This window comes from Mesorhizobium sp. LNHC229A00 (genome assembly GCF_000502415.1).
Lineage (GTDB): Bacteria > Pseudomonadota > Alphaproteobacteria > Rhizobiales > Rhizobiaceae > Mesorhizobium.
In genome coordinates this window covers 129,089-151,164 of record NZ_AYWQ01000010.1, presented here as the reverse complement: position 1 = coordinate 151,164, position 22,076 = coordinate 129,089, and the positions used below count along the sequence as shown (strand labels likewise).

Genomic DNA, 22,076 nt, shown 5'->3' with positions numbered 1-22,076 from the left:
GGCAGGGGTCGCCTCTCAGGCAGGCCGCGGGCGCGGCCTCTCCGGTGGACCCCCGCCATATCTGCAGGCTGTCCGACGCCGCGCCGAGCCGCGTGCCGGCCCGACCCATTCATCCGGGCGGCAGGAAGAGACGGGCATCCTCCGGGACGAGTTGATCGCGGAGCCATGCCGCGAGGTGGGCTTGGCCGAGATGACGCAGATCGTCGTTGAAGTCGCCGAGCTGCGGCCGCAACACCAGGGCAAGGATCCCTGACTCGCCCGCGCGCTGGCTGAGGCGCTCGATGCCCTGACGGCCGGCGGCGTCGGCATCGGCTGCGATGTAGAGGCGACGGCAGCCAAGCGGGAAGATCAGGCCGGCGAGGTGATTGGCCGAGGTGGCGGCTCCCACCGGCAGGTCCGGCATCACCGTCCGGAGTGAGGCCATTGTCTCGAACCCCTCGCCGGCAGCCATGACCGAAACAGGCGTTCCGGGCTGGAGGCCAAGCCAGATACCGTTGCCAAGAAGATGCCCGAGCGAGCGGCGGGGCTCGGCGAGCTGCGCCTTGCCGTTGCCCGAAGGATTGAGCCAGGTGCGTTGCAGTCCGGTGAGACGCCCGTCGAGGCCTGTGACCGCCGCGATCAGCGCGGGCAGGGTCTGCGTCTGGCCAGTGACGAGATCGCGGTAATAACAGGCGGGATGGAAGCGCAGGGCGCGCTCATGTGTGGACAGCAGGATCCTGCGGCCGGCGAGATAGCGTTCGGCCAGGGTACCAGCGATCGGCTGAGATATTGCGAACAAGCGACGCGCGGCCTCGGGAGAGCCGCGTGCCGCGCCGGGTTTGCGCTGCGCGCCAGGGGGATGGGGCGGTGGCAGCGGCATGGATAGGAAGCGACGTGCTTCATCGGCGACTTCACGGAAATCAACAAGGCCACAGCTTTCGCGGATGACGTCGAGCAGGTCACCGTGCTCGGTGCTGGCCTCGTCGACCCATTTTCCGGCTGGCCCCCTGCCATTGTCCTTCAAGCGGACATGCATGGAGCGGCCGCTTGTATTGCGCACGTCGCCGACGATCCAGTAGTTGCCGATGCGCCGGCCATTGGAGAGATATTCACGGCACACCGCCTCGGCATGGTCGCCAAGGCGGCGTGCCAGCTCGGACGCCGAGCCGGTCATCATCACCTCCCCTCAAGCCGCTGCGGTGCGGTCGGTGACCCCGACCAGCGTGTGGCGTTCGAAGAGCGCGGCGAGGATGACGGACCCTTGCGCGGCGGTCGGGATGAACAGCCGGAGCTTCCACGAGATGATCTCGGACATCAGCCCAAGCGCCTTCAGCCGGGGAACCATGGCATCGGTGAAGCCGATCAGCTCGACACGGTAGTCGTTCATGACGCGGCTGCGACGGAGGATCAGTCCGTCAGCAAGTTGCAGCCCGATGCGTCCCCGGAGCAGTCCGGCCCAGGCCTCACCGGTCGACAAGGTTGGAACATGGTCGATGCCCAGATTGCGGAACAAGGTCGCCACGAGCGTCGGCGCTATATGGCGGCCGATGATGCGTTCGCCGGCATTGGTCTGGATCCGATAAACCCGGCAATCATCGTCAGGCAGCCGCCGCCAGATCGGCAAAAGGAGGCCGGTGACGATGTGGAAGATGCTGGTGGTGAACTCCGGGACAGCGGCGACTTCAGTCTCCCAGAGGTCACAGAACAGGTTTCGCTCAGTCGGCTGCCAGTGCGTTTCGGCAAGCGCGCCAAGACCAAAGCGCAGCTCGTCCGTCGGCCGCAGCAGGCGCACACGGTGTTCGACGGTTCCATCGTCGAGCATCAGGCTCGCTGTCGGAAGCTGTATCGCCGCGCGGCTCGAACGGGTGTTGACGAGCAGGATTGACTGTGGCTCCGCTTGGGCGATGGCCAGCGCGTCGACCAGGCTGAGCGGCCGGATGCGGTCCTTGCGTGCGACGGTGAGCACATGCGACTGCGCGCCCGAGACCGGATGCGTGTAGACGGTGCGCCGATCGGTGACGACGATGCTCTCGGCTGTGATCGTCTCCAGACCCTTGTCATAGCTCCCGGCGGCGATCGCGCCTTCGATCCTGGCCGTCATCAACTGTTCGAACACCTCGAACAACAGATTCTGGGTATCGATGCGCAGCGCGAGCAGCCGGTTGAGCCAGGTGGTGATCGGCGGGAGCTCGTCGCGCAGGCCGCCCTCCTCGGTGGTCAGCGACAGTCCGGTCACCGCTTCGAAGGCCGTGAGCGAGCAGCCCTCGATCTTGCCCTGGCGGAGCAGATGATAGAACTGGCGAAGCGCCGCGCGGGCGTGGGGGCTTTCCAGATTGTCCTCGGCGCGGAACAGTCCCGCCCCGCCGGTCTGGCGCTGGCCGCGGGTGATGGCGCCCAGCGTGTCGAGCCGCCGGGCGATGGTCGACAGGAAGCGCTTGCCGGCCTTCACATTGGCGGCCGTGGGACGGAACACAGGCGGCTGCGCCTGGTTGGTGCGGTGGGTTCGGCCGAGCCCCTGGATGGCGTTGTCGGCGCGCCAGCCGGCCTCGAGCAGATAGTGCTTGCGCAGCCTCTGGTTCTTCGCCCCGAGATCCGCATGATAGGAGCGCCCTGTGCCGCCGGCGTCCGAAAAGATCAGTTCGCGCTTGTGGTCATCCATAAAACTCTGGGTCTCGGCGAGATTGGCCGAGCCCGGGCGGTTCTCGACGGCAAGCCGGTCGATACCGTCGCGGCCGATCTTCTTGACGAGCCGGCCACCCTCCTCCGGCATGCAGTCGCGCAGCTCATAGGCAAGGGGAAGAGCAGGTGTGCTGCTTGCCATGACCGGGCGGACCGGCGTGACCTGGGCAGCAGCGCGGACGGGCCAGGTCACCCTGGAAGCAGCCGGTGACGCAACGACAGGTGCGGCTCTCGCTGCGGAACGGGCGGCCATGCGCATCGCCGCATTGCGCAGGATCCCGTTCGACAGGGCGCCGATCGAGTCCGGAAAACCGCCCGGTGTCCGGGGCGGCAGATCCGTGATCCAGGAGAGCAGCGTTTCGACGTCGGGCGCCTTGCCCGGCGACGCGGGGAAACGCGACGGATCGGCGTTTGGCACCTTGTCGATCACCGTCAAGCGGGTTTCGACGGTTGTGCCGTGGCGTGCGTAGACACGGCCGTCGATCGCAGCGGTGAAGATAACGGTGCCCTGCTGCTGCAGCCGCTCGAAGGCCGGCCGCCATTTGGGATTTTCGGGAGAAAGGCCAGTGCCGGTGATGGCGACAAGACGGCCGCCCGAGCGCAGGCGTGCGAATGCGGATGAAAAATGCCGCCATGCCGCATCGGCGACATGGCCGTCGACATAGGCGGCGACCGAAAAAGGTGGATTCATCAGCACGACGGACGGCTCGATGGCGACGTCGAGATGATCGTCGATATGAGCCGCGTCGTACCGGGAGACGGGAACACGCGGAAACAGCAGGCCGAGAAGATCGGCACGCGTCGCCGCAAGCTCGTTAAGCGCGAGCGAGGCCCGCGCCATCTCGGCATGGACTGCGAGCAGGCCGGTGCCGGCCGAGGGTTCGAGAACGAGGTCTGAAGACGCCATTGCCGCGGCTAGCGCCGTGACGAAGGCGAGCGGCAGCGGCGTGGAGAGCTGCTGCATGGCCTGGCTCTCGTCGGAACGCCGTGTGTGGGTAGGAAGAAGTTCGGCGATCCGCTTCATCATCGCCAGCGTGGCCTGCGGTGTGGTCGACTGCGACAGGATCGCCGGTCCGAAGCGGCGCAGAAACAGCACCTGCGCGGCTTCGAGCGCGTCATAGGCGTCCTTCCAGATCCAGAAGCCTTGCGCATCCGTGCCGCCGAAACTTGTGGTCATGGCCGTGCGCAGGGCGGCGGTGGCGACAGGCTTGCCCTGTTTGAGGAAAGGCAGAAGCAGCATTCCCGCCTGATAGACCGCCTGAGCTTTGTCGCGGCCGGCGGGTGACTGCGCGGCTAGGTGAGAGGCCGTTCTGGGAGCGGCCGGTGTGGTCGTAACGATGTTCATGGAAATGTCCTTCGCGAGAGGGGGAGAGCCGACGTGCCGGCACTCTCTCCGCGCCAGCCGGGCCACACTCCTCCCGGCTCCCCTCTGCCTCTGGCGCGGATGCACCAAACGGGTTGCGCTCCGCGCAAAGCCATGGCTTGAATGCGCGCACAGGGATGCGGCGGCGACCTGGAGCTGTGGAGGGGATGCGACGGTTCAGAATTGGCAGTGAGGTCTACGAGGAGGGAGCGCGTGACCTGCAGGCCGCGCTGGCGAACGCCTATGCCCGCAAGGAGCGTCCATCATGCCTCTGCCGTGAGCCGGGCTGTCCGATGTATGTCGCCCGCATCGGCGACCTCTACCTGATCAAGCGCATGCCGCTCAGCGGCGGCGGGCACGATTCTTCCTGCGATTCCTACGAGCCCCCTCACGAACTGTCTGGGCTCGGCGCGTTGATGGGCAGCGCGATCCAGGTCGATCCGCAAAGCGGCATGGCGGCTTTGAAACTTGATTTCAGCCTCTCGAGGACGGGGAGCCGGGCAGCGTCAGTGCGGGCTGGCCAAAACTCCGCCAGCGTAAGCGGAGATCCAAGCAGGATGTCACTGCGTGGCCTCCTTCACTATCTCTGGCACGAGGCCGAATTGACGGTCTGGACGTCGAGATGGGCCGGCAAGCGACATTGGTGGAATGTCCGCTGGCATCTTCTCGAGGCAGCCGGGCAAATGACGGTGAGGGGCGGACCGCTCGCGGACATCCTGTTCGTGCCCGAGCCGTTTCGGGCCGAAAACAAGCAAGCGATCGAAAATCGTCGCAACGCGGTTCTCGGCACGGCGCTCCCGCCGAAATCAGGTCCACGAAAGTTACTCGTCCTTGTCGGCGAGATGAAGGAGATCGTGCCCGCCCGCTCCGGCCAAAAACTTGTCATCAGACATTTGCCCGGCTTTCCCTTTATCATCGACGATGCATTGCACCGCCGCTTGCAGGCACGTTTTGAGAAAGAATTGTCTCTGTGGGCAGCGGATTCAAGCTCGCATCTGATGACGATCGCGACGTTCGGACTGAACCCGGCCGGCCTCGCCATTGTCGAGGAGGTCGCGTTGATGGTGGTATCCGAGAACTGGATTCCCTACGAGACGGTCCCGGAGAAAAGGCTCGTCGATGGGCTCGCCCGCCTTCGCGAGAAGAGCGTGAAGGGATTGCGCTTTGACCTGCAACCCGACCAGCCGATCGCCAATGCGTTGCTTCAGAACAGGGACGGGCCGATCGCGCTCTTTGTCGTTCCGGCCGGAGCGGACGAGACCTTTGAAGCGTCGCTCGATGAAATGATCGCCGCGCGTCCGGAGATCGGCTCCTGGGTATGGCAGGTCGGCGAAAGCGATATGCCGCCGCTACCGCTCTGAGCGTCGTGCCGAATTTCCAGCGATGCTCACGATGCCTTAGGCGAGGCCCAGCTTCTTCTTGAGCTCAGCATTTTCCTTGCGCAGATGGTCGGCAAGCAGGCTCTTGAGGCGCTTGTTTTCTTCTTCAAGCGCGACAAGATCGCGAAGGTCGCCGCTGTCTGAGGACGGTGCGGCAGCCCTCTTCCAATAATAATAGGTCTGCTCCGATATGCCGGCCTGGCCGACCGCAATCTTGCTGGTCGCGCCGCCAGCGATCGATTTCTCGATCTGGGCAAGCTTCTGGGCGCGTTCCTTCTCGGAATATGTCTTGCGGGCGGTCTTCGCTGCCACGGGAGCTTCCGCGGCCTGGGGCACTGGTCTCGCCCCGTTCTTTCCGGCCGGCTTTACGAGCTCTGCCTTCGCTTTCTTTGCTCGCGGAACTTTCTTTTTGGATTCAGGCACTTCCACTTTGGCTGGGGTTACTGTCGTCTGAACAGTCTGAGCGTCCTGAAAATCGGCCATAGTATGCTCCGCTTGTGGTTTATCCGCTCCTTCAGCATCAATGGCTCTTATACTGAAGTCAATAACCTCTGAATTTGGCAACTGAGCAGCATCATCCGGCTGCGTCATCTCCATGGCAATTTTGGACAGGTCGAGATCGCCCCAGATCGAATGGCTTGGCTTTTGCTTGCCGCGCCTCTGTTTCACTTCCACGATGAATGGCCGGATCTGGCGCTTCATAGTCTGTTCCTGATGTGAGCATGACTTGCAAGCCAAGTCGTTTGTTCGTGTTAGCGAGTACCCGACGTATCGCTTTCGTCGTGCTTTATCGGAGAAACCCCGCAACGAGCAAGCGGTGTGTCATGGGCGTTGGGCAGCCGGCTCAATCATCGGGGCAAACATGCCTACGGAGAGAGAGCTGTCTCATACACGCCATGGCTCAGGCGTCTAACCGGCGGAGTGCGATGACTGTGCACAATCCGGCTGGAGCGATTGCAATCCTTATATTCTTGGGAACTAATCTTCTCATGGCGGCGGATGAGCTGGACGCGCTTGTTTTCGGGATGGCGGTCGACAGCGTTCGGGCGCTTTCTGTTCCTTTCGCGGAAAAAGTCGCGGAAATCGCCCACAGAAGCCTCGGGGACCTGCTTTTCAATTTGCGCATCGATGGCGACATGGAACTTCAGCGCGTCGCCGCCATCCGGTATCCAAGCAACCAGACTGGCGTTCTGGTGCTGGATAAGCAAGGCTTGTTGACCAGCCATTGCATGGTCAATGGCACCTTCTCCAGCTTTATCACTCCGTTGGAGGACTGGAACACGCTGCCGCTCGCAACGCAGGCCAGGACGAGCATCGCCGGCCCGGCCAGCCTGTTCATCGGCGCTTTACGCAATGCCGGATACCTACCGCGTGGCAGGCACTGACCCGACGTTTTTCTGGGGGCCGGATGCTTTAATACTCGGGGCAGTTGGCCATACGGTCTCGCATGTCTCAACAGCTTGAGGATGGGCTGTAAGCGGGTGCATCCATTGAGCGAAAAGTCGGTACCGTGATGGAGACGCTTCACCGCCGAAGCGCGGTTCTTATAATGCCCATCGTCGCCTTCCTTCGTCAGCTCCGACGCAATCGCACTTTGGACAGGAACTCGTCGATCTCGAGATCCGACAGATCATCGAGCAGCTTGAAGGCAGCATCATGCCTTCCGGGGTTGACGAGAATCGTGCGTTTGCCGCGATGTTCGGCCCACCCGGTCTCGGAATCTGCGTTGCGGGCGGTCCCCCTGAGTTCGACAGGGGTTATGTTCCAGATCGCCTCGAGCTTTTCCGCGCGGGTCATGCTGTCGCTCGCGCCGGTCTCGTGGGCGATGATGGCGGCGCGCATCTTGTCTGGCGACTGCCGATCCGTGAGATCGCAGAACCCGTGAAACCAGCGCGCGCGCCCGCGGATTCGGATCGCGAAGAATACGCTGGTCACGTTACCGGCCTTATACTCCGACATGCCGAACATGCCGGTTCGCATGAAGCGGCGGCAGCAAATCGAGCATGAAATGGTATTCTGACGCGGGGATCTCGAACCACTCGGCTGAATAGGGAGTGCCGGAAAGCGGATCGATGCCGGGGGCGTCTTTGTGACGGCTGAACAGTTGGAACATCTGCTCGCGGGTGGCGACGCCTTCGAGCACCTTCCTGAAGGGTGGATGCGCGGTCATGGGGTTCTCCTGAACGCAGGTCGGCCACGCGCGGCATGAACCGCGTCGCCGCAACTGCTTGGTGGTGTTGTGGCTGTCGAGACCGGCGACCGGCGCGTGCATCGGCGATGATGGGGTTTGCAGGGTTCAGGCGGCGCGTCGTTCGGAGGAACGCGAAGCGTCTCGACCAACCCCGGTTATGGCACGGACGGCGGCGGCGAGCGCCGGGATATCGTCAAGCATGCCGAGTACAACGAAGTGGTTGGCCCCGCCGGTGTAGTCCTTACGGCCCTTGCAGGTGCGGATCAGGATGCCGTGACCTGAGGACAAACCGAACTGGCCGACCTGGATGTAGGTGCGGTCATGGTGCAGGGTAATTTCACCGGAAACGGCTATGCCCGCCTTGTTTGAGCGCAGGTCAAAGCTTCCCTGCGGTAGTGCAAGCTCGGCGGCGAGTTTCTTCAGCCGTGAACGGGCTGTCGTGTGGAAGCGTCTCTTCTGCTGCTCGTCATAGGAGCAGCTTCTGTTCCAATCGAACTTGTGGATCTCCATGAAACGAAAGCGCCCGGGCGCGCTATGGCGATCCCGGGCCTGAGAGTGAGTTGGAACTGGAACAGGTCCGGCGGAGGTGCGGACCTGTTCGGAGCGGAAGGCCGACTATTCGGCGGCCTGGAGGTGGTCCGTTTCGTCGCCGTCGATGGTCACCGGCTCATCGGAGGACGGGTCCGCATCGTCGGCGAGGAAGGCCGGAAGCTCGGCGGCAACGCCGTCGAGAGCCGCCTCGTCCGACGCGTCGCCGGCGACCGCGTCGCCAGCATCGGCAGACACTTCATCGACCTCAACGCGCAGCGGCTCCGGCAGCCAGTTCGAGCCTTCGAGAAGACGGGCGGCTTCACGGGCCATGATGTCCTTCTTCATGTGGTCGATCAGCTGCGCGGAGTCCGCGCCACGCGCTTCACGGACAGCCTGCAGGATCCGCGCCTTGGTGAGCCTCCCGAGGAACTCGACCGTGGGCGTCCAGCCGGCGTCGATCATGTCGAACTGGAGCGAGCGGCCAAGCACGTCTGCATGCTCGAGCGCCTTCGCTCGCCTGTTCCAGGGTTCGACCACCGCATTGAGGGTCAGCGAGACGCAGTGCGCGAACAGCGCCTTGCGGCTTGCTTCATCGAGGCCGAGAAGGAAGTCCCACAGGCCTTCCGCCTGATCGGGCAAATCGCGGTCCCAGGCTTCGTGCCGCTCGGCGATCTCCTTGGCCCAGGATGTCTCGGCAAGACCGTCGACCTGGCTGAAGCTGCCGCTCTTCATGCTGATCTCCAGGCACGTGTTCGGCGCGAAGCGATAGAAGACCTGCAGGACGAAGGCATGCAGTGCGGCGATGAAGGCGATGTTGACGTCGCCGGCGAGCGCGTTGCGTAGCGCCAGCGTGCGCTGCGCAGTCAGGTCGACGACGAGCCGATCGGGCAGTGGCTTGATGCCATCGTCCTCGCCGTCGTCGCCAGAGCTGTCACCCAACGGTTTGCCGTTGACGACAATACCATCGCCATCGTCGTCACCATGGGATCGGGTTTCGCCCTCCGCGTCCGCTTCCTCGCGCTCATCGCCATCGCCGGTCTCGGTCCGCGGCTCATCCTCGGACCGCATGAAACCGGCCTCGACCTGGAGCTTGCCGTTCGCGGCAAGCGTAACGAACACACCGGCATTGGCCTTCTGGGCGGGATCGTAACTTTGAGGACGATCATCAATCGCATCGAGCTCGGCACCCAGCTGGTCGAGCTTCGCCTCGATTGCTTCGTCGGCATCCTCGGCCTGGGCATAGTCCGCATCCAGCTTGTCGTATTCGGCCTTCAGCGCGTCGTAGCGTTCGATCTCCTCAGCGCTGAGTTCCTGCGCCTCGGCGTAGATGCGCCGCATGCCGGAGGTGTGGCCGTAGGGAAAGCTGATTGCAGCCTCGACCCATTTCCAGCCTTCGGCGCGGATCGCCTCGGCATCCACCTTCAGCCTGTCGAAGACAAGCTGCTCAAGGAGCGCCGCATCCTGGAACCAGCCGCCGGAGTCCTGCTCAAAGAGATCGCGCAGGATGACGCCGCCGGCCGCCTCATAGGCCTCGGCGCCGACATACACGGCCCGACGATCATCGGCCCGGACCGTGGTCTCCGTCAGCAGGCGCCTGATGCAATAGGGTTCCTGCATGTGCGAGCCGGATATCCGTTCCCAGACCTGCTCCTGGCGCGCGTGATCGTCGGAGATCGAAAACGCCATGATCTGTTCGAGCCGGATTTCGTCCTTCTCGTAGAGCTCGAGCAGCTTCGGTGACACCGATGCCAGCCGCAGGCGCTGCCTCACTGTCGCCGGCGATACGAAGAAGCGGGCACCAATCTCATCGGGATCGAGGCCCTGATCGCTGAGCGTCATGAAGGCCCGGAACTGGTCGAGCGGGTGCAGGTCGGCGCGCCGTAGGTTTTCGGCAAGCGAGTCCTCCTCGGCCGAGGTCTCCTGCCCGCGGTTGACGATGCAGGGGATTGGCTCGTTCTTCGCCAGGCGCTTTTGCTTGATGAGGATGCCGAGCGCCAGATAACGTCGGCCGCCGGCGGGCACCTCGAACGTGCCGGTCTCCTCGCCCTCGCCGTCGAGCACGGGTCGGACGTTCAGGCTCTGGATCAGCTTTCGCCGTCCGATGTCTTCGGCCAGTTGCTCGATCGACACGCCGTCCTTGATGCGTCGAACATTCTTCTGCGACAACATTAACTTGTCATAGGGAATATTCTCCGCGGCGTTCATCGCGATCTTCTGAATGGCGTTCTTTGCCATGGTCAGGTTCTCCATGACGGGCGGCCCGGGGCCTCTCCCCGAACCTCCAAGCCCGTCATCAACCCTCCCCTCCCCCTCTGCCTCCAGGGCTCACGCCAGCGCCGCCTCCCGACTTGCAGGCTCGACATGAAGCGCTGCTGGTTTCGGCTCGCGGATCTAGACGCGGCCGAGCCGCGCCCGAGACGCCTTCAGCATGTTGGCGTCACCGCGTCCTCCCACGAGAAAAGCGCCGTCCACTTGCTTCGAAGGACCGCGCTGGGATTGATGGAGACGGCCCGGAGGCAGGCCGGCGACGAGGGTTTTCGTTGCCGGCCTGCGCAGGATCAGGCGGCGAAATCGAGGAGCTTCTTGGCTTTGCCCTCCATGTCCAGGCGGACATCCTGATGCGGCTTGTCGCGCGCGACCCGCGTGATGCCCTGCACGAAATCAAAAATCGATTCCGGTGGTCTGCCTTCCTCCATGAGAACAGTATCGATGATCTTCGTGGTCTCGGACTTGGAGAAGCCGCGCTTGCGCAGGAAGTTTTGGCGGTCTTCGTCATCTCGGGCCACGATCCTTTGCCGCGCCGTCTTGATGCCGTTGACAAACGGCATGGGGGAGGAATCGGCAAACTGGATCAGCGCCGGCTCGGCTTCCAGTGCGAAACGGGAGGCCGCGTATTTTGAGTGGCGGATGGTGATTTCCTCGAAATCTTCCACGCCCCACAGATTGCGATTCAGACACACTGCGCGCAGATAGAAGCTGGCGATCCCGAGGGTGCGGGCGCCGACTTCGGAATTCCAGCAGTAGAAGCCGCGGAAATAGAGATCCGGTTCCCCATTTGGCAGCCGCCCGGCCTCGATCGGGTTCAGATCGTCGACGAGGAACACAAAGATATCGCGATCTGACGAGTAGAGCGTCGTGGTGTCGCAGGAGATGTCGACGTGCGGATTGTAGATACCTGTCGACCAGTCGAGCACACCAGGCACCTTCCAGCGGGTGTCGCCGGTACCGTTGCCGGCGATCTTCTGCACGGCGTCCACCAGTTCTGAGTCAAATATTCTACCGTAGTCCAGGCCCGTCACCGCTCGCAGCTCGAGGCGTCCGTTCTCGATTGCCAGCGTCTTCACCTGCTCGGCGCGGTGGTTGAGGAGACCGTACTGAAGGTTGATCGCGGCGAGCGGGGCTGGAAGCTGGCGCAAATAGGTGGCCGGAGCGCCGACCAGACTGGCGAGTTGGCCAAAACTCCAATGCGTGGGAGCAACAGGGGCAGGCGCATCGGGCAGCATTAGCCTCAGGCGCTCCGGATCGTCGCGGCTGGCCTCGACGCGGATCAGCTCACTTTCGACGATGCGGGTCTTGCTGCGCTCCGACCGGCTCTTCACCGCATTTCCAAGGTCGTTGAGCGACAGGTATCGCTCATCCGCTGGCCGGTTGAACCATTCTGACGACACGCGGCCAATACGCTGGCCGCGGCTGGGGTCGACCTTGTAACCGGCACGCTCGTTGCGCTTGGGCGCAAGAATTTCCATCTGGGTCATGGGTGTTGCTCCTTGGCGGGCGCCGGGAGACTCTCTCCCGGACCTTTACCCGCCACCGCAACCCGCCCGCCCCCTTCCTCTCCGGCACCGGCGCGCCACTATCAGCGACGCCATTGCGGCAGCGGACGCGTCACGGCTGGCACCCAGGAAGGAAGGCTTGGCCTTCAGGAAAGCTCGCGCCTGGGACCAAGCGCCGCTCACCTTCCGGTCGCGACAGAATTCCGCGGTGCTTTCTTGCGCAACAAGACCAGAACCCCATCCGAATTCGGGTAGCGGCCTGCTGAAATTGGGCAGGCAACTTGTCTTGAGATTGGGCAACCGTCAGTTCTGTTCTGGCCCTACCCACAAATGTATAAATTGACCCGACGTCATGATACGCGAAGACCGTGTCACGGTCGGAATTGAAAGTGTAATTGCATGTCGAGCAGGTTCGTCCGGCCCGTGGTGGTGCAAGTTGGCCGGCATGACCGTGAGCGCGTCATATTCGATGTGAACGATGCAGCCACGATCCGAAAACTGGCCATGGATGCATGTCTTCAGGTTCTGCGTGGTGAAGCCCGGACGCCGGTAGCGAGACGGGCCTTTGTTACAGCGGCGTTAGAAGCGAAAATCCTACGCAGCGACTGATGTCCAAATTGATAGTAGCCTCGATGGCTTCCAAAGTGACTGGGGGAAAGCAGAGCTTCACGAGTCGCAGCGGTGACCGGGGTTTGTGCAGCCGAAGTAGAGCACTGAGTCCTGCCGTCGTGGAAACAACCCGACGTTCATCTGCTTGACTCGACAACGGTCGGGAGACGACAACATTTACCTTGATCGGAGATAGCATATGCGAGATTTGCCGAGCGACATCGATGCTGACGTTGTGATCGAAGTCAGTCGGCTTCTCGACGATGGCGAGGATCTCTTGCCTTTACCGGTGCACGAACTGGTCAAACGAATTCGTACGACACTGCAGACCCGCCTTTCCGATCGAGCAATCGAGGAACTGGTGGTCGAGATGGCGTCGAAACGTGGTTTGCCTATGGTCTTCGCCAAGCCTGCAACATAGTCAATTTTTGCCACGGAAAATTAATGCTTGGGCGGCCCTGCGTCACCCCTGCACTTCGAGAAATCACGTCGATCGTATGGAGACCCGATCAGTTCAATGAAGTACTAAGCACCGCAATCCGCACCACTGCTTAGGCGGGACCGCCTCGAAACCAAATTTGCGCTGTGGTACCCGGCGGTGGGGCGCGGAAATTGTTTACGATTATCGCTTCCTCATCGAGGCGGAGAGCAGCGTCAGCTTTATGAGGACCGGGTCTGCCCCACCGGATCAATACGCGCGCAAAAGGCGGATGCGTCGCTTTAACCGGAGCATCGCAATAGTCCTGCCGGGGCTTTATTGCCTTCACCGACAACCGCCACTATGAAGCAACACTTCGCCGACTGCCTTCAAGCCACCCCGGAGAGTTTTCATGACAGAAGAAGCCGACAACAACACCGACGTCCTCATCGAGCTTACCGCTGATGTCGTCTCAGCCTATGTCTCCAACAATCCGGTCCCGGTGGGCGATCTCCCTGCCCTGATCGGCCAAGTGCACGCAGCACTGAAAGGCACGGTCGGCAACGTTTCCGCACAAATGGCGGAGGCGCTCAAGCCTGCTGTCCCGATCAGGAAGTCGGTGACCCCGGACTACATCATCTCCCTTGAGGACGGGAAGAAATTCAAGTCGCTGAAGCGCCATCTGTCGACCCACTACGGGCTGACGCCGGATGAATATCGCGCCAAATGGGGTCTGCCGGCTGATTATCCCATGGTCGCGCCGAATTATGCCGCGTCGCGCTCGGCATTAGCCAAGACGATGGGGCTCGGCCGCAAACCGAAAGAGCCGGAAGCGCCGGAGCCGACGAAGCGGACCCGCAAGAAGGTCGCAGCTTGATTTCCGCACTCGAGCTTCGTTCTGGAGCGCGCAGCTGCCATCGGCATAATCTGCCCGGAATATGAAAAGGCGGGGCCAACCCCGCCTTTGCCTTAAGGTTACTTCATAAGGAATTCGGATCGCTCTTGCAGCAATTTGCTGCGATGAGCCGTATTCTTGCTCGCTCTATCGAGCGGTCACCAGTACATCCGAAGTTATGGCCGCCCGGCATATCTGCGAGCGCGGCAGGTGTCATCCCGAGTGCGGCCTCGAAGTGCGGGCTCGGCAATCTCCGGCGGAGATGTTTGAGCCGGAGTGGACGAGCGACTGGCAGCAAAAATTCAAAAAGAGCTTTCTCCCGACGTAAAAGGGCCCGGTGGCTTTCGCGCCGATTCCAGAATCTTCTGCTCTTCGCCCGTCTCCTCTTCCGTCTTGACTAGTACGTGCCCACGGCCTATTTCAGCACGAAGTTAGCACTCGCCACCGGTGAGTGCTAACCACATGTCCGGCGCTCGCCGGACGGAGGAACTGTTCTCACCGTTCTCATTCGAGGAAGAAAAAATGGCAAAGTCGAAGTTCCGCCCGCTTCATGACCGCGTGGTCGTTCGCCGGGTCGAATCCGAATCCAAGACCGCCGGCGGGATCATCATCCCGGACACGGCGAAGGAAAAGCCGCAGGAAGGCGAGATNGACGTAAAATTCTCCCGCGATGCCCGTGAGCGCATGCTGCGCGGCGTCAACATCCTCGCCGACGCGGTGAAGGTCACGCTCGGTCCCAAGGGCCGCAACGTCGTCATCGACAAGTCGTTCGGCGCCCCGCGCATCACCAAGGACGGCGTCACCGTCGCCAAGGAAATCGAACTTGAAGACAAGTTCGAGAACATGGGCGCGCAGATGGTCCGCGAAGTTGCTTCGAAGACCAACGACATCGCCGGCGACGGCACCACGACCGCGACCGTTCTGGCGCAGTCGATCGTCCAGGAAGGCCACAAATCGGTTGCCGCCGGCATGAACCCGATGGACCTGAAGCGCGGCATCGATCTCGCCGTCACCGAAGTGGTCGCTGCTCTCGGCAAGGCCGCCAAGAAGATCAAGACTTCCGAGGAAGTCGCCCAGGTCGGCACGATCTCGGCCAATGGCGACGAGTCGGTCGGCAAGATGATCGCTGAAGCGATGCAGAAGGTCGGCAACGAAGGGGTCATCACGGTTGAGGAAGCCAAGACCGCCGAGACCGAACTCGAAGTCGTCGAAGGCATGCAGTTCGACCGCGGCTATCTCTCGCCCTACTTCGTGACCAACGCCGACAAGATGGTTGCCGAGCTGGAGGACGTCTACATCCTCCTGCACGAGAAGAAGCTCTCCAACCTGCAGGCGATGCTGCCGGTCCTCGAAGCCGTCGTGCAGGCCTCGAAGCCGCTGCTCATCATCTCGGAAGACGTCGAAGGCGAGGCGCTCGCCACGCTGGTCGTCAACAAGCTGCGCGGTGGCCTGAAGATCGCCGCCGTCAAGGCGCCGGGCTTCGGTGATCGCCGCAAGGCCATGCTGGAAGACATCGCCATCCTGACCGGTGGCCAGGTCATTTCGGAAGACCTCGGCATCAAGCTCGAGAATGTCGGCCTCAACATGCTCGGCCGCGCCAAGAAGGTGTCGATCTCCAAGGAGAACACCACCATCGTCGACGGCGCCGGCAAGAANGTCGGCCTCAACATGCTCGGCCGCGCCAAGAAGGTGTCGATCTCCAAGGAGAACACCACCATCGTCGACGGCGCCGGCAAGAAAGCCGAGATCCAGGGCCGCGTCGCCCAGATCAAGCAGCAGATCGAGGAGACCACCTCGGACTACGACAAGGAGAAGCTGCAGGAACGTCTGGCGAAGCTCGCCGGCGGCGTTGCGGTGATCCGCGTCGGCGGTGCGACGGAAGTCGAAGTCAAGGAAAAGAAGGACCGCGTCGATAGATCGGAAGAGCGTCGTGTAGGGANGTTCAGACGTGTGCTCTTCCGATCTGTCGGCGGTGCGACGGAAGTCGAAGTCAAGGAAAAGAAGGACCGCGTCGATGACGCCCTCAACGCGACCCGCGCGGCCGTGGAAGAAGGCATCGTTGCTGGCGGTGGCGTTGCCCTGCTGCGCGCTTCGGCCAACATCAAGGTGACCGGCGTCAACGCCGACCAGGCCGCCGGCATCAACATCGTGCGTCGTGCGCTGCAGGCTCCGGCCCGCCAGATCGCGGCCAACGCTGGTGCGGAAGCCTCGATCGTTGCCGGCAAGATCCTTGAGAACAAGGGCGCGACCTTCGGCTACAACGCCCAGACCGGCGAATATGGCGACATGATCGCCATGGGTATCGTCGATCCGGTCAAGGTCGTGCGCACTGCCCTCCAGGACGCGGCCTCGGTCGCCGGCCTGCTCGTCACCACCGAAGCCATGATCGCGGAGGCTCCGAAGAAGGAGTCNAGATCCTTGAGAACAAGGGCGCGACCTTCGGCTACAACGCCCAGACCGGCGAATATGGCGACATGATCGTCATGGGTATCGTCGATCCGGTCAAGGTCGTGCGCACGGCCCTCCAGGACGCGGCCTCGGTCGCCGGCCTGCTCGTCACCACCGAAGCCATGATCGCCGAAGCTCCGAAGAAGGACTCTGGCGCCGGCGGCATGCCTGGCGGCATGGGCGGCGGCGGCATGGGCGGCATGGGCGGTATGGACTTCTAAGAAGTCCATAAAGCACGCCCATGAATCCAAGTTGCTCAAGCCCGCAAGCGGGCTTGAGTGGCGGNCTTCTAAGAAGTCCATAAAGCACGCCCATGAATCCAAGTTGCTCAAGCCCGCAAGCGGGCTTGAGTGGCGGTATGGACTTCTAAGAAGTCCATAAAGCACGCCCATGAATCCAAGTTGCTCAAGCCCGCAAGCGGGCTTGAGTGGCGGCATGGACTTCTAAGAAGTCCATCCTCGACAATTATTGAAGGGGCGGCCGAGTGGTCGCCCTTTTCTTTGCGTCTTGAGGCTGGTGCTCCACCGCGGTAGTTGGGACTACCGGTCAGACAGCGGCAGTCTCCGCTTGCTGGGGCGCCTTGCCGGCGAGCACGGCCTGCTCGATAAGGACGGCCACCTCATCGGCAACGGCGTTGAGCGATGAGCGGTCGCGGGTGGCGCGGGCAATCACCATCAAGCCTTCCAGCGAAGACTCGACCAGCAGCGCCAGTGCCTGCGCGCGACGCTCGGGCACTCCTGCCCTGACGAAAGCCTCACGCAGCAAGCCGATCCACTGTTCGAATGCAGAGCGGCACAGTTCGACAAGGTCGGGCACATCGCCTGGCGAGTCCAGCACGACCGGCGCGACCGGGCAGCCCAGTGAGAACTCATTGTCTTCCAGCATGCGTCCCACCGATTGATAGATGTGGTGGACGGCGACCGCAGGGTCGCGTTCGGCGGCCAAAGCCTCGCCCAGACGCTCGGTTACCTCGGCGACGCTGGCGCGCGTCACCTCGACGACCAGCTGATCCTTGCCGCCGGGAAAGTGGAAGTAAAGCGAGCCGCGCGGCGCGCCGCTGGCGCTCAAGATATCGTTGAGCGACGTGCCGTGATAGCCGCGCCGCCGCAATAGCAGTGCCGTCGCCTCGATCATCCGCGTGCGTGTGTGCGTCGCCATGTCAACCTCTGTCAGGAGTGCGCATTATAGCCCTTGCCCGCAATATGACAATCGGTCTACATAATATGTAAATCGGTCTATATATGTGACAGAGATAGATGTATTGGCGGGAAGGGCAAGACGGCGTCCTGGCTCGCGAAGCGGTCGCGGAGCCTTCATTTCATCAAGCAGAGGAGACGTAGCAATGACAATTCGCGAAGCATCGGCCGAATGGCACGGCCCGCTTAAGGAAGGTTCCGGACGGCTCCGGCTGGGCAGCGGCGCGTTCGAGGGTCCCTACTCATTCCCGTCCCGCTTCGAAAACGGGCCCGGCACCAATCCGGAGGAACTGATCGCGGCCGCCCATGCCGGCTGCTTCTCGATGGCGCTCACCGCCATCCTCGGCAGCGAAGGTCACATCGCAAGCGACATCCACACGATCGCCAAGGTGCATCTGGGCGCCACCGCGGCCGGGCCGACCATTACCCGCGTTGAATTGGAGACGGAGGCGAACGTCCCCGGGCTCGCCGCCGCCGACTTCGAGCGGCTGGCGCAGTCGGCCAAGGCGCGATGCCTCGTCTCGCGGGCGCTGGCCGGCGTCGCCACGATCACGCTGAAAGCGAAGCTCATAAGTCACTGAACGGAAGGAGAAATCGCATGACCCAGGAATTGATCATCGACATCACCACGGCCAGCCGCTCCGGCGAAACGGCTGAAATCATGCGGCGCTATAACGATGTGTTCCAGCGTCACGATCCCTCGGCTCTCGACGATCTGGTGGCGCAGGACTGCGTGATCGAGAACACCACGCCGGCACCGGACGGCGCGCGCCGCGCCGGCAAGGCAGCATGCGTCGAGCTGTGGTCGGCGATCGCCGCCGCACCCGGTACGCGCTTCGACCTCGAAGAGACTTTCGTGGCCGGCGACCGCGCCACGGTCCGCTGGCGCTACTGGATGGCCGACGGCAATTCGCTGCGCGGCGTCAACCTGATGCGCGTCGCGGACGGGCGGATCGTCGAGGCGATGGGTTATGTCAAGGGCTAGACCAAGCGCCTCGGTCACCTATCCGCCAGCGCCAGCTTGGCGCCGAGCATGACGAAGGCGCCGGCAAAAGTCCGGCGCATCCAGGTCAGCACCATTGGCCGCGACCCGACATGGCTGCGGATCGACGCCGCGAAGATGCCGTAGCCGACAAAAACCACGAAGGTCAAAAACATGAAGACCGAGCTGAGCTCCAGCATCTTCGACAGTGCGTTGGGTTCGGTGGTGCTGACGAATTGCGGCAGGAAGGCGAAGAAGAAGATCGACAGTTTCGGATTGAGCACGTTGACGAGGATGCCGGTGGCGATCACCTTGCCAGCCGAGCGCGGCGCGACATTGTCGTCGACGCTCAGGCCGCCTTTTTCCTTCAGCGTGTTCCAGGCCATGTAGAGCAGATAGGCGACGCCCAGATATTTCAGCGTCTCGAAGGCGACAGCACTGGTGTGCAGCAGCGCCGCCAGGCCGGTGATGGCGGCCGCCATATGCGGGATGATGCCGAGCGTGCAGCCGAAGGCGGCAATGATCGAGGCCCGCGCACCACGCGAAAGCCCGGCGCTCAGCGTATAGAGTACGCCGGTTCCCGGCGAAGCCACGACGATCAGCGACGTCAACAGAAATTCGATGCTCACGATGATTTCCTCCGGCGCCCTACCCTGACGCAGCCTAGCCAGCAAGCGGGGTGTGCACAAGCGACAGTAATTACAGCATGTCGCGGCGACAGGATTCGCCGACCTGCTGTAAGCTTCCGATTTTCTGCATGTCGTTGTCCCGGAACCGAGGACGCTTCGGGCGACATGCATTCGCCGCCAGGAAGCCGCCGCTAAGAGGCGGAAAATCCGAGCGCCCGGCGCGCCGTCAGGCACTCGTCGTCGCCAGGCATACAGGCGCGGCAAACATCCGGGCGAAGGTCATAGATGGTGCAAGCGGTCGACTTGCCGACTTCGCCAGACAGGGCCGAACAGCGCACGCCGTCGCAGCGCATGCCCGACAGGTCGGCCGCCACGAATTTTTCCGGAATGCGGTCGAGCTGCGCATCGTCCTCGGTCGAAAAGCGGGGCCAGTCGGCTGAATAGGAACAGCACGCGCCGCAGCTCTGGCAATCGAACATGGGAGCGATGCCTGGTTGAGCCGACGGCAGGCTGGTCGTGGCTGGCTGGGCAATCAGCCCCGGCTTCGCAAGATTGCGATCGGTGTCCCGCGGCAAGGCGCTACTTCTTCTTGCCGGTCTTGCCCTTCGGTGCGTCCGCTGGCGACTTGAAAAGATCGGTCGCTGCCTGGTCGGCCTCGGCGGCCTTCGGCGCGACAACCGGCTTGGCCGGCTTTGCGGCGGGAGCCGGTGCTGCCGGCTGGTCCTTGGCGGAGAATTTTATGGCCATTTCAATCCTCGTCGGCGAAACGCGATGATGGTGCGCGCGGATTGCGCAAGCGGCCGATCAACGCCGAAACCGCCGTGATGTTCATTTCCTCGGGCGACCAATTCCTGGCTTCCGCGATGTGGTGCGCCGCCAGCTCACGATGCGTGCTGCCGCTATAGGCGGCATCCTGATAGGTGACCCGCTCACGGGTCTTGGCGTCTTCGCGGACATACTCGATGAGGTAGTTCGGGCACTCGGCCCGGCCGCGCACGCCGACGCGCACCTGGGCGTCGCCATGGGCGCGCTTGCAGCGTTCGAGCTTTTCTAGCACGCGCCGGACATATTCGACCGGCTTGTCCAAGGTCTCGACCATGTCGGCGATGGTCACATCGGCCGCGATTGGCGTTTGCGGTACGCGCTTGGTGGCCATCAGCGTTTTCCGGCTCGTTTCGGCAACGCCGCGAGTGCCGCGGCGGCCGCCATCGCGTCGGCCTCCTTCTCCAGCCGCAACTCGCGCAGGCGCGCGGTCTTGGCTTCCCGCGCTTCGCTGACGGCGTCGCGTTCGGAAATGATGCGGTTAAGCGACATCGACTGGGTTTGCGTTTTGCTGAACAGCGACACGGCCGGATCGACGGCTGTCTTCGAATGGGCGGTCAAAATCTTTCTCCTGTCAGGAGCCTGGTGCCGATAGGACGAGACCGGGTCTTCGGTCCGGACCATGCACAAAGCGATGCGGCAGCGGATTCAAGATGCTGGAGCGTCCCTTAGCACGTTCGGCCCAATGCGCAGCGCATTTTCGGCGGCAACAAGCGTAAAATGAAAAAGGCCAGGCACCGCCTGACCTTCCCTGGGAGCGCCGCGCATCCAACTGGACGCACATGGCTAGCTCCTTATGGGCAGCACAGGCCGTGGAAACTCAGGTTCCCGTGGCCATGCGCCCGAATTCGCCGTTCACCGGTGCCAGTACATCCGTGGTCACCGGGACGGCTGAATTCTTTCTTCAGGCCGCCTTCAACTGGTCGGCGGACATCTTGCCCGACTTGTTGTCGCGGACCATCTCGTAGCCGAGCTTCTGGCCTTCGACGATGTCGCGCATACCGGCGCGTTCCACGGCCGAGATGTGAACAAAAACGTCGGCGGAGCCGTCGTCAGGCTGAATAAAACCAAAACCCTTGGTGGCGTTGAACCACTTAACTGTGCCGGTGCTCATGACGAACCCTTTCCATGGCAAATATTCGTTCGCCGTTATGCGGATGCACAACGTCGTTTGTCTCGATTTTTGATGTGGGAAGTTCGTCAAAGGCGCGCTCGGAAGCGCGGATAACAAAAGTCAGTCAAACAAATATCGACAACTTTCTTCTACGCGTGTTTCAGACGCCTGTCAAATGTTGCGCCATCGATCCGAGAATTCGACGGCTGAAAGCGCGTCATCTGGCCAACATCCATGGTGAACAAGCGTCCGCACCTGAGCGTTGCCGGCGGTCGCTCAGCGTTCCTGGTCGGTCGGTCTGATGACGATCTCGTTGACGTTGACGCGCGCCGGCTGACCGACGGCATAGAGGATGGCGGCGGCGACATCCTCGGCGGTCAGCGCTTCCATCGTGGCGAGGCGCTGGTCCAGCCCCGCCTTCGAGGCAGCGTTGGTGATATGGTCGCCAAGCTCCGTGCGCACGAGGCCGGGCTCGATCACGGTGACGCGAACCTTGTCGGCATAAACTTCGCGCCGCAGTGATTCCGAAAAACCGACGACACCAAATTTCGTCGCCGCGTAACCGCTGGCGCCGGGATTGGCGACGCGGCCAGCGATCGACGAGACATTGACGATATGGCCCTTGGCAGCCTTGAGATGCGGCAGCGCCGCCTTGGTGACACCCATCAGCGCCAACAGGTTGAGTTCCACCATATGGCGCCAGTCGTCGAGCGTTGCCTCCGCTGCCGGCGAGAGCAGCATCACGCCGGCATTGTTGACGAGGATGTCTAGCTGACCCCATTCGGCCACGACCCTCCCGACCATGGCCGCGACATCGTCGCTGCTGGTGACGTCGGCCTCGATGCGCAAAGCCGTTCCGCCGATTTTTTCGATGCGGGCGGCCAGAGCTTCGAGCCTCTCGACCCGACGGGCGGCGACCGCCACACTTGCCCCGGCAGCGGCCAATGCCGCAGCCGTCGCCTCGCCAATGCCCGAGGAGGCGCCGGTGACGAGAGCAACCTTGCCGGCAAGCATGTAAGAAACGCTCATTGCAACATCTCCAAAAGGCGCCGCGCCAATGCTCCTAGA

General features: G+C 62.6%; 21 protein-coding genes and 2 pseudogenes. 8 read left to right on the top strand and 15 right to left on the bottom strand.

Translation table 11 applies throughout. The features are described 5' to 3' along the window. Positions 1 to 109: 109 nt before the first annotated feature. Both X742_RS149205 and X742_RS149210 read right to left on the bottom strand, forming a co-directional pair. A complete protein-coding gene (locus X742_RS149205) occupies positions 110 to 1,153 on the bottom strand; it encodes a toprim domain-containing protein (protein WP_023773505.1) in 1,044 nt (347 codons plus the stop codon). Between the two features lie 12 nt (positions 1,154 to 1,165). Next, a complete protein-coding gene (locus tag X742_RS149210) occupies positions 1,166 to 4,003 on the bottom strand; it encodes a strawberry notch C-terminal domain-containing protein (protein ID WP_023773504.1) in 2,838 nt (945 codons plus the stop codon). A 185-nt stretch (positions 4,004 to 4,188) separates the two neighbouring features. Here X742_RS149210 and X742_RS149215 point away from each other — a divergent pair, with 185 nt between their 5' ends. Next, positions 4,189 to 5,382 carry a DUF1173 domain-containing protein gene (locus tag X742_RS149215; protein WP_023773503.1) on the top strand — a complete coding sequence of 398 codons (1,194 nt, stop codon included), beginning with the start codon at positions 4,189 to 4,191 and terminating at the stop codon, positions 5,380 to 5,382. Positions 5,383 to 5,418: 36 nt separating this feature from the next. Here the strand turns inward: X742_RS149215 and X742_RS149220 are convergent, their stop codons facing one another. Further along, positions 5,419 to 6,102, bottom strand: coding sequence for a transposase (locus X742_RS149220; protein WP_245275578.1), 684 nt, complete (start codon positions 6,100 to 6,102; stop codon positions 5,419 to 5,421). Between the two features lie 287 nt (positions 6,103 to 6,389). On the opposite strand from X742_RS149220, the gene X742_RS149225 reads away from it, so the two are divergent. After that, complete coding sequence (locus X742_RS149225; protein ID WP_023773501.1) at positions 6,390 to 6,785, top strand: hypothetical protein; 396 nt, start codon at positions 6,390 to 6,392, stop codon at positions 6,783 to 6,785. A 187-nt stretch (positions 6,786 to 6,972) separates the two neighbouring features. Here X742_RS149225 and X742_RS01000000170335 read toward each other — a convergent pair. From X742_RS01000000170335 to X742_RS149235, 4 genes and pseudogenes are all read right to left on the bottom strand, one after another. Further along, positions 6,973 to 7,513: pseudogene (locus tag X742_RS01000000170335) on the bottom strand (DUF1419 domain-containing protein). Positions 7,514 to 7,696: 183 nt separating this feature from the next. Then, a complete protein-coding gene (locus X742_RS0137485) occupies positions 7,697 to 8,101 on the bottom strand; it encodes a hypothetical protein (RefSeq protein ID WP_031248146.1) in 405 nt (134 codons plus the stop codon). 105 nt (positions 8,102 to 8,206) lie between these two features. Beyond that, a complete protein-coding gene (locus X742_RS149230) occupies positions 8,207 to 10,357 on the bottom strand; it encodes a ParB/RepB/Spo0J family partition protein (RefSeq protein WP_023773499.1) in 2,151 nt (716 codons plus the stop codon). A gap of 323 nt (positions 10,358 to 10,680) precedes the next feature. Continuing rightward, positions 10,681 to 11,877, bottom strand: a complete 1,197-nt coding sequence (locus tag X742_RS149235) for a hypothetical protein (protein ID WP_023773498.1) — start codon at positions 11,875 to 11,877, stop codon at positions 10,681 to 10,683. Between the two features lie 417 nt (positions 11,878 to 12,294). Here X742_RS149235 and X742_RS1000000176550 point away from each other — a divergent pair, with 417 nt between their 5' ends. The 4 genes and pseudogenes from X742_RS1000000176550 to X742_RS149245 all read left to right on the top strand — a co-directional run. Next, the gene (locus X742_RS1000000176550) at positions 12,295 to 12,504 is read left to right on the top strand and encodes a DUF982 domain-containing protein (protein ID WP_023773497.1); all 210 of its coding nucleotides are present in this window, start codon (positions 12,295 to 12,297) and stop codon (positions 12,502 to 12,504) included. Positions 12,505 to 12,703: 199 nt separating this feature from the next. Then, positions 12,704 to 12,925 (top strand): hypothetical protein, encoded by a 222-nt coding sequence (locus X742_RS0137480; protein WP_031248145.1) that lies wholly within the window; start codon positions 12,704 to 12,706, stop codon positions 12,923 to 12,925. A 409-nt stretch (positions 12,926 to 13,334) separates the two neighbouring features. Next, positions 13,335 to 13,799, top strand: a complete 465-nt coding sequence (locus X742_RS149240; protein WP_023773496.1) for a MucR family transcriptional regulator — start codon at positions 13,335 to 13,337, stop codon at positions 13,797 to 13,799. 2,432 nt (positions 13,800 to 16,231) lie between these two features. Further along, positions 16,232 to 16,486 (top strand): annotated as a pseudogene (locus tag X742_RS149245) (TCP-1/cpn60 chaperonin family protein); the annotation flags it as partial. Positions 16,487 to 16,811: 325 nt separating this feature from the next. Here X742_RS149245 and X742_RS149250 read toward each other — a convergent pair. Further along, a complete protein-coding gene (locus tag X742_RS149250; protein ID WP_023773493.1) occupies positions 16,812 to 17,423 on the bottom strand; it encodes a TetR/AcrR family transcriptional regulator in 612 nt (203 codons plus the stop codon). Positions 17,424 to 17,607: 184 nt separating this feature from the next. On the opposite strand from X742_RS149250, the gene X742_RS149255 reads away from it, so the two are divergent. Then, positions 17,608 to 18,042, top strand: a complete 435-nt coding sequence (locus X742_RS149255) for an OsmC family protein (RefSeq protein ID WP_023773492.1) — start codon at positions 17,608 to 17,610, stop codon at positions 18,040 to 18,042. A gap of 17 nt (positions 18,043 to 18,059) precedes the next feature. Further along, complete coding sequence (locus tag X742_RS149260) at positions 18,060 to 18,446, top strand: nuclear transport factor 2 family protein (RefSeq protein ID WP_023773491.1); 387 nt, start codon at positions 18,060 to 18,062, stop codon at positions 18,444 to 18,446. Positions 18,447 to 18,460: 14 nt separating this feature from the next. On the opposite strand, the gene X742_RS149265 is transcribed toward X742_RS149260, so the two are convergent. The 7 genes from X742_RS149265 to X742_RS149285 form a co-directional block, all read right to left on the bottom strand. Next, positions 18,461 to 19,072, bottom strand: coding sequence for a LysE family translocator (locus X742_RS149265; RefSeq protein ID WP_023773490.1), 612 nt, complete (start codon positions 19,070 to 19,072; stop codon positions 18,461 to 18,463). Positions 19,073 to 19,263: 191 nt separating this feature from the next. Beyond that, a complete protein-coding gene (locus X742_RS09435) occupies positions 19,264 to 19,551 on the bottom strand; it encodes a YkgJ family cysteine cluster protein (RefSeq protein WP_032922324.1) in 288 nt (95 codons plus the stop codon). Positions 19,552 to 19,651: 100 nt separating this feature from the next. Continuing rightward, positions 19,652 to 19,819, bottom strand: a complete 168-nt coding sequence (locus X742_RS1000000172710) for a hypothetical protein (protein ID WP_023773488.1) — start codon at positions 19,817 to 19,819, stop codon at positions 19,652 to 19,654. A gap of 1 nt (position 19,820) precedes the next feature. Next, positions 19,821 to 20,228: a hypothetical protein gene (locus X742_RS149270; protein ID WP_023773487.1), complete on the bottom strand. Its 408-nt coding sequence runs from the start codon at positions 20,226 to 20,228 to the stop codon at positions 19,821 to 19,823. Then, positions 20,228 to 20,455, bottom strand: coding sequence for a hypothetical protein (locus tag X742_RS149275; RefSeq protein WP_023773486.1), 228 nt, complete (start codon positions 20,453 to 20,455; stop codon positions 20,228 to 20,230). The genes X742_RS149270 and X742_RS149275 overlap by 1 nt, the downstream gene beginning before the upstream one ends. Positions 20,456 to 20,798: 343 nt before the next feature. After that, on the bottom strand, positions 20,799 to 21,008 hold the full coding sequence (locus X742_RS149280; protein WP_010915421.1) for a cold-shock protein: 210 nt from the start codon (positions 21,006 to 21,008) through the stop codon (positions 20,799 to 20,801). A gap of 276 nt (positions 21,009 to 21,284) precedes the next feature. Next, positions 21,285 to 22,037, bottom strand: a complete 753-nt coding sequence (locus tag X742_RS149285) for an SDR family NAD(P)-dependent oxidoreductase (RefSeq protein ID WP_023773485.1) — start codon at positions 22,035 to 22,037, stop codon at positions 21,285 to 21,287. Positions 22,038 to 22,076 lie beyond the last annotated feature (39 nt).

Excerpts from the sequence above, each read along its gene's own strand:
- X742_RS149240 (WP_023773496.1), top strand. The coding sequence starts at position 13,335 with ATGACAGAAGAAGCCGACAACAACACCGACGTCCTCATCGAGCTTACC.
- X742_RS149210 (WP_023773504.1), bottom strand. The coding sequence starts at position 4,003 with ATGAACATCGTTACGACCACACCGGCCGCTCCCAGAACGGCCTCTCAC.
- X742_RS1000000172710 (WP_023773488.1), bottom strand. The coding sequence starts at position 19,819 with ATGGCCATAAAATTCTCCGCCAAGGACCAGCCGGCAGCACCGGCTCCC.
- X742_RS149255 (WP_023773492.1), top strand. The coding sequence starts at position 17,608 with ATGACAATTCGCGAAGCATCGGCCGAATGGCACGGCCCGCTTAAGGAA.
- X742_RS149260 (WP_023773491.1), top strand. The coding sequence starts at position 18,060 with ATGACCCAGGAATTGATCATCGACATCACCACGGCCAGCCGCTCCGGC.
- X742_RS1000000176550 (WP_023773497.1), top strand. The coding sequence starts at position 12,295 with ATGTCGAGCAGGTTCGTCCGGCCCGTGGTGGTGCAAGTTGGCCGGCAT.
- X742_RS149270 (WP_023773487.1), bottom strand. The coding sequence starts at position 20,228 with ATGGCCACCAAGCGCGTACCGCAAACGCCAATCGCGGCCGATGTGACC.
- X742_RS149215 (WP_023773503.1), top strand. The coding sequence starts at position 4,189 with ATGCGACGGTTCAGAATTGGCAGTGAGGTCTACGAGGAGGGAGCGCGT.
- X742_RS09435 (WP_032922324.1), bottom strand. The coding sequence starts at position 19,551 with ATGTTCGATTGCCAGAGCTGCGGCGCGTGCTGTTCCTATTCAGCCGAC.
- X742_RS149230 (WP_023773499.1), bottom strand. The coding sequence starts at position 10,357 with ATGGCAAAGAACGCCATTCAGAAGATCGCGATGAACGCCGCGGAGAAT.
- X742_RS149250 (WP_023773493.1), bottom strand. The coding sequence starts at position 17,423 with ATGGCGACGCACACACGCACGCGGATGATCGAGGCGACGGCACTGCTA.
- X742_RS0137485 (WP_031248146.1), bottom strand. The coding sequence starts at position 8,101 with ATGGAGATCCACAAGTTCGATTGGAACAGAAGCTGCTCCTATGACGAG.
- X742_RS149285 (WP_023773485.1), bottom strand. The coding sequence starts at position 22,037 with ATGAGCGTTTCTTACATGCTTGCCGGCAAGGTTGCTCTCGTCACCGGC.
- X742_RS149280 (WP_010915421.1), bottom strand. The coding sequence starts at position 21,008 with ATGAGCACCGGCACAGTTAAGTGGTTCAACGCCACCAAGGGTTTTGGT.
- X742_RS149235 (WP_023773498.1), bottom strand. The coding sequence starts at position 11,877 with ATGACCCAGATGGAAATTCTTGCGCCCAAGCGCAACGAGCGTGCCGGT.
- X742_RS0137480 (WP_031248145.1), top strand. The coding sequence starts at position 12,704 with ATGCGAGATTTGCCGAGCGACATCGATGCTGACGTTGTGATCGAAGTC.
- X742_RS149220 (WP_245275578.1), bottom strand. The coding sequence starts at position 6,102 with ATGAAGCGCCAGATCCGGCCATTCATCGTGGAAGTGAAACAGAGGCGC.
- X742_RS149205 (WP_023773505.1), bottom strand. The coding sequence starts at position 1,153 with ATGACCGGCTCGGCGTCCGAGCTGGCACGCCGCCTTGGCGACCATGCC.
- X742_RS149225 (WP_023773501.1), top strand. The coding sequence starts at position 6,390 with ATGGCGGCGGATGAGCTGGACGCGCTTGTTTTCGGGATGGCGGTCGAC.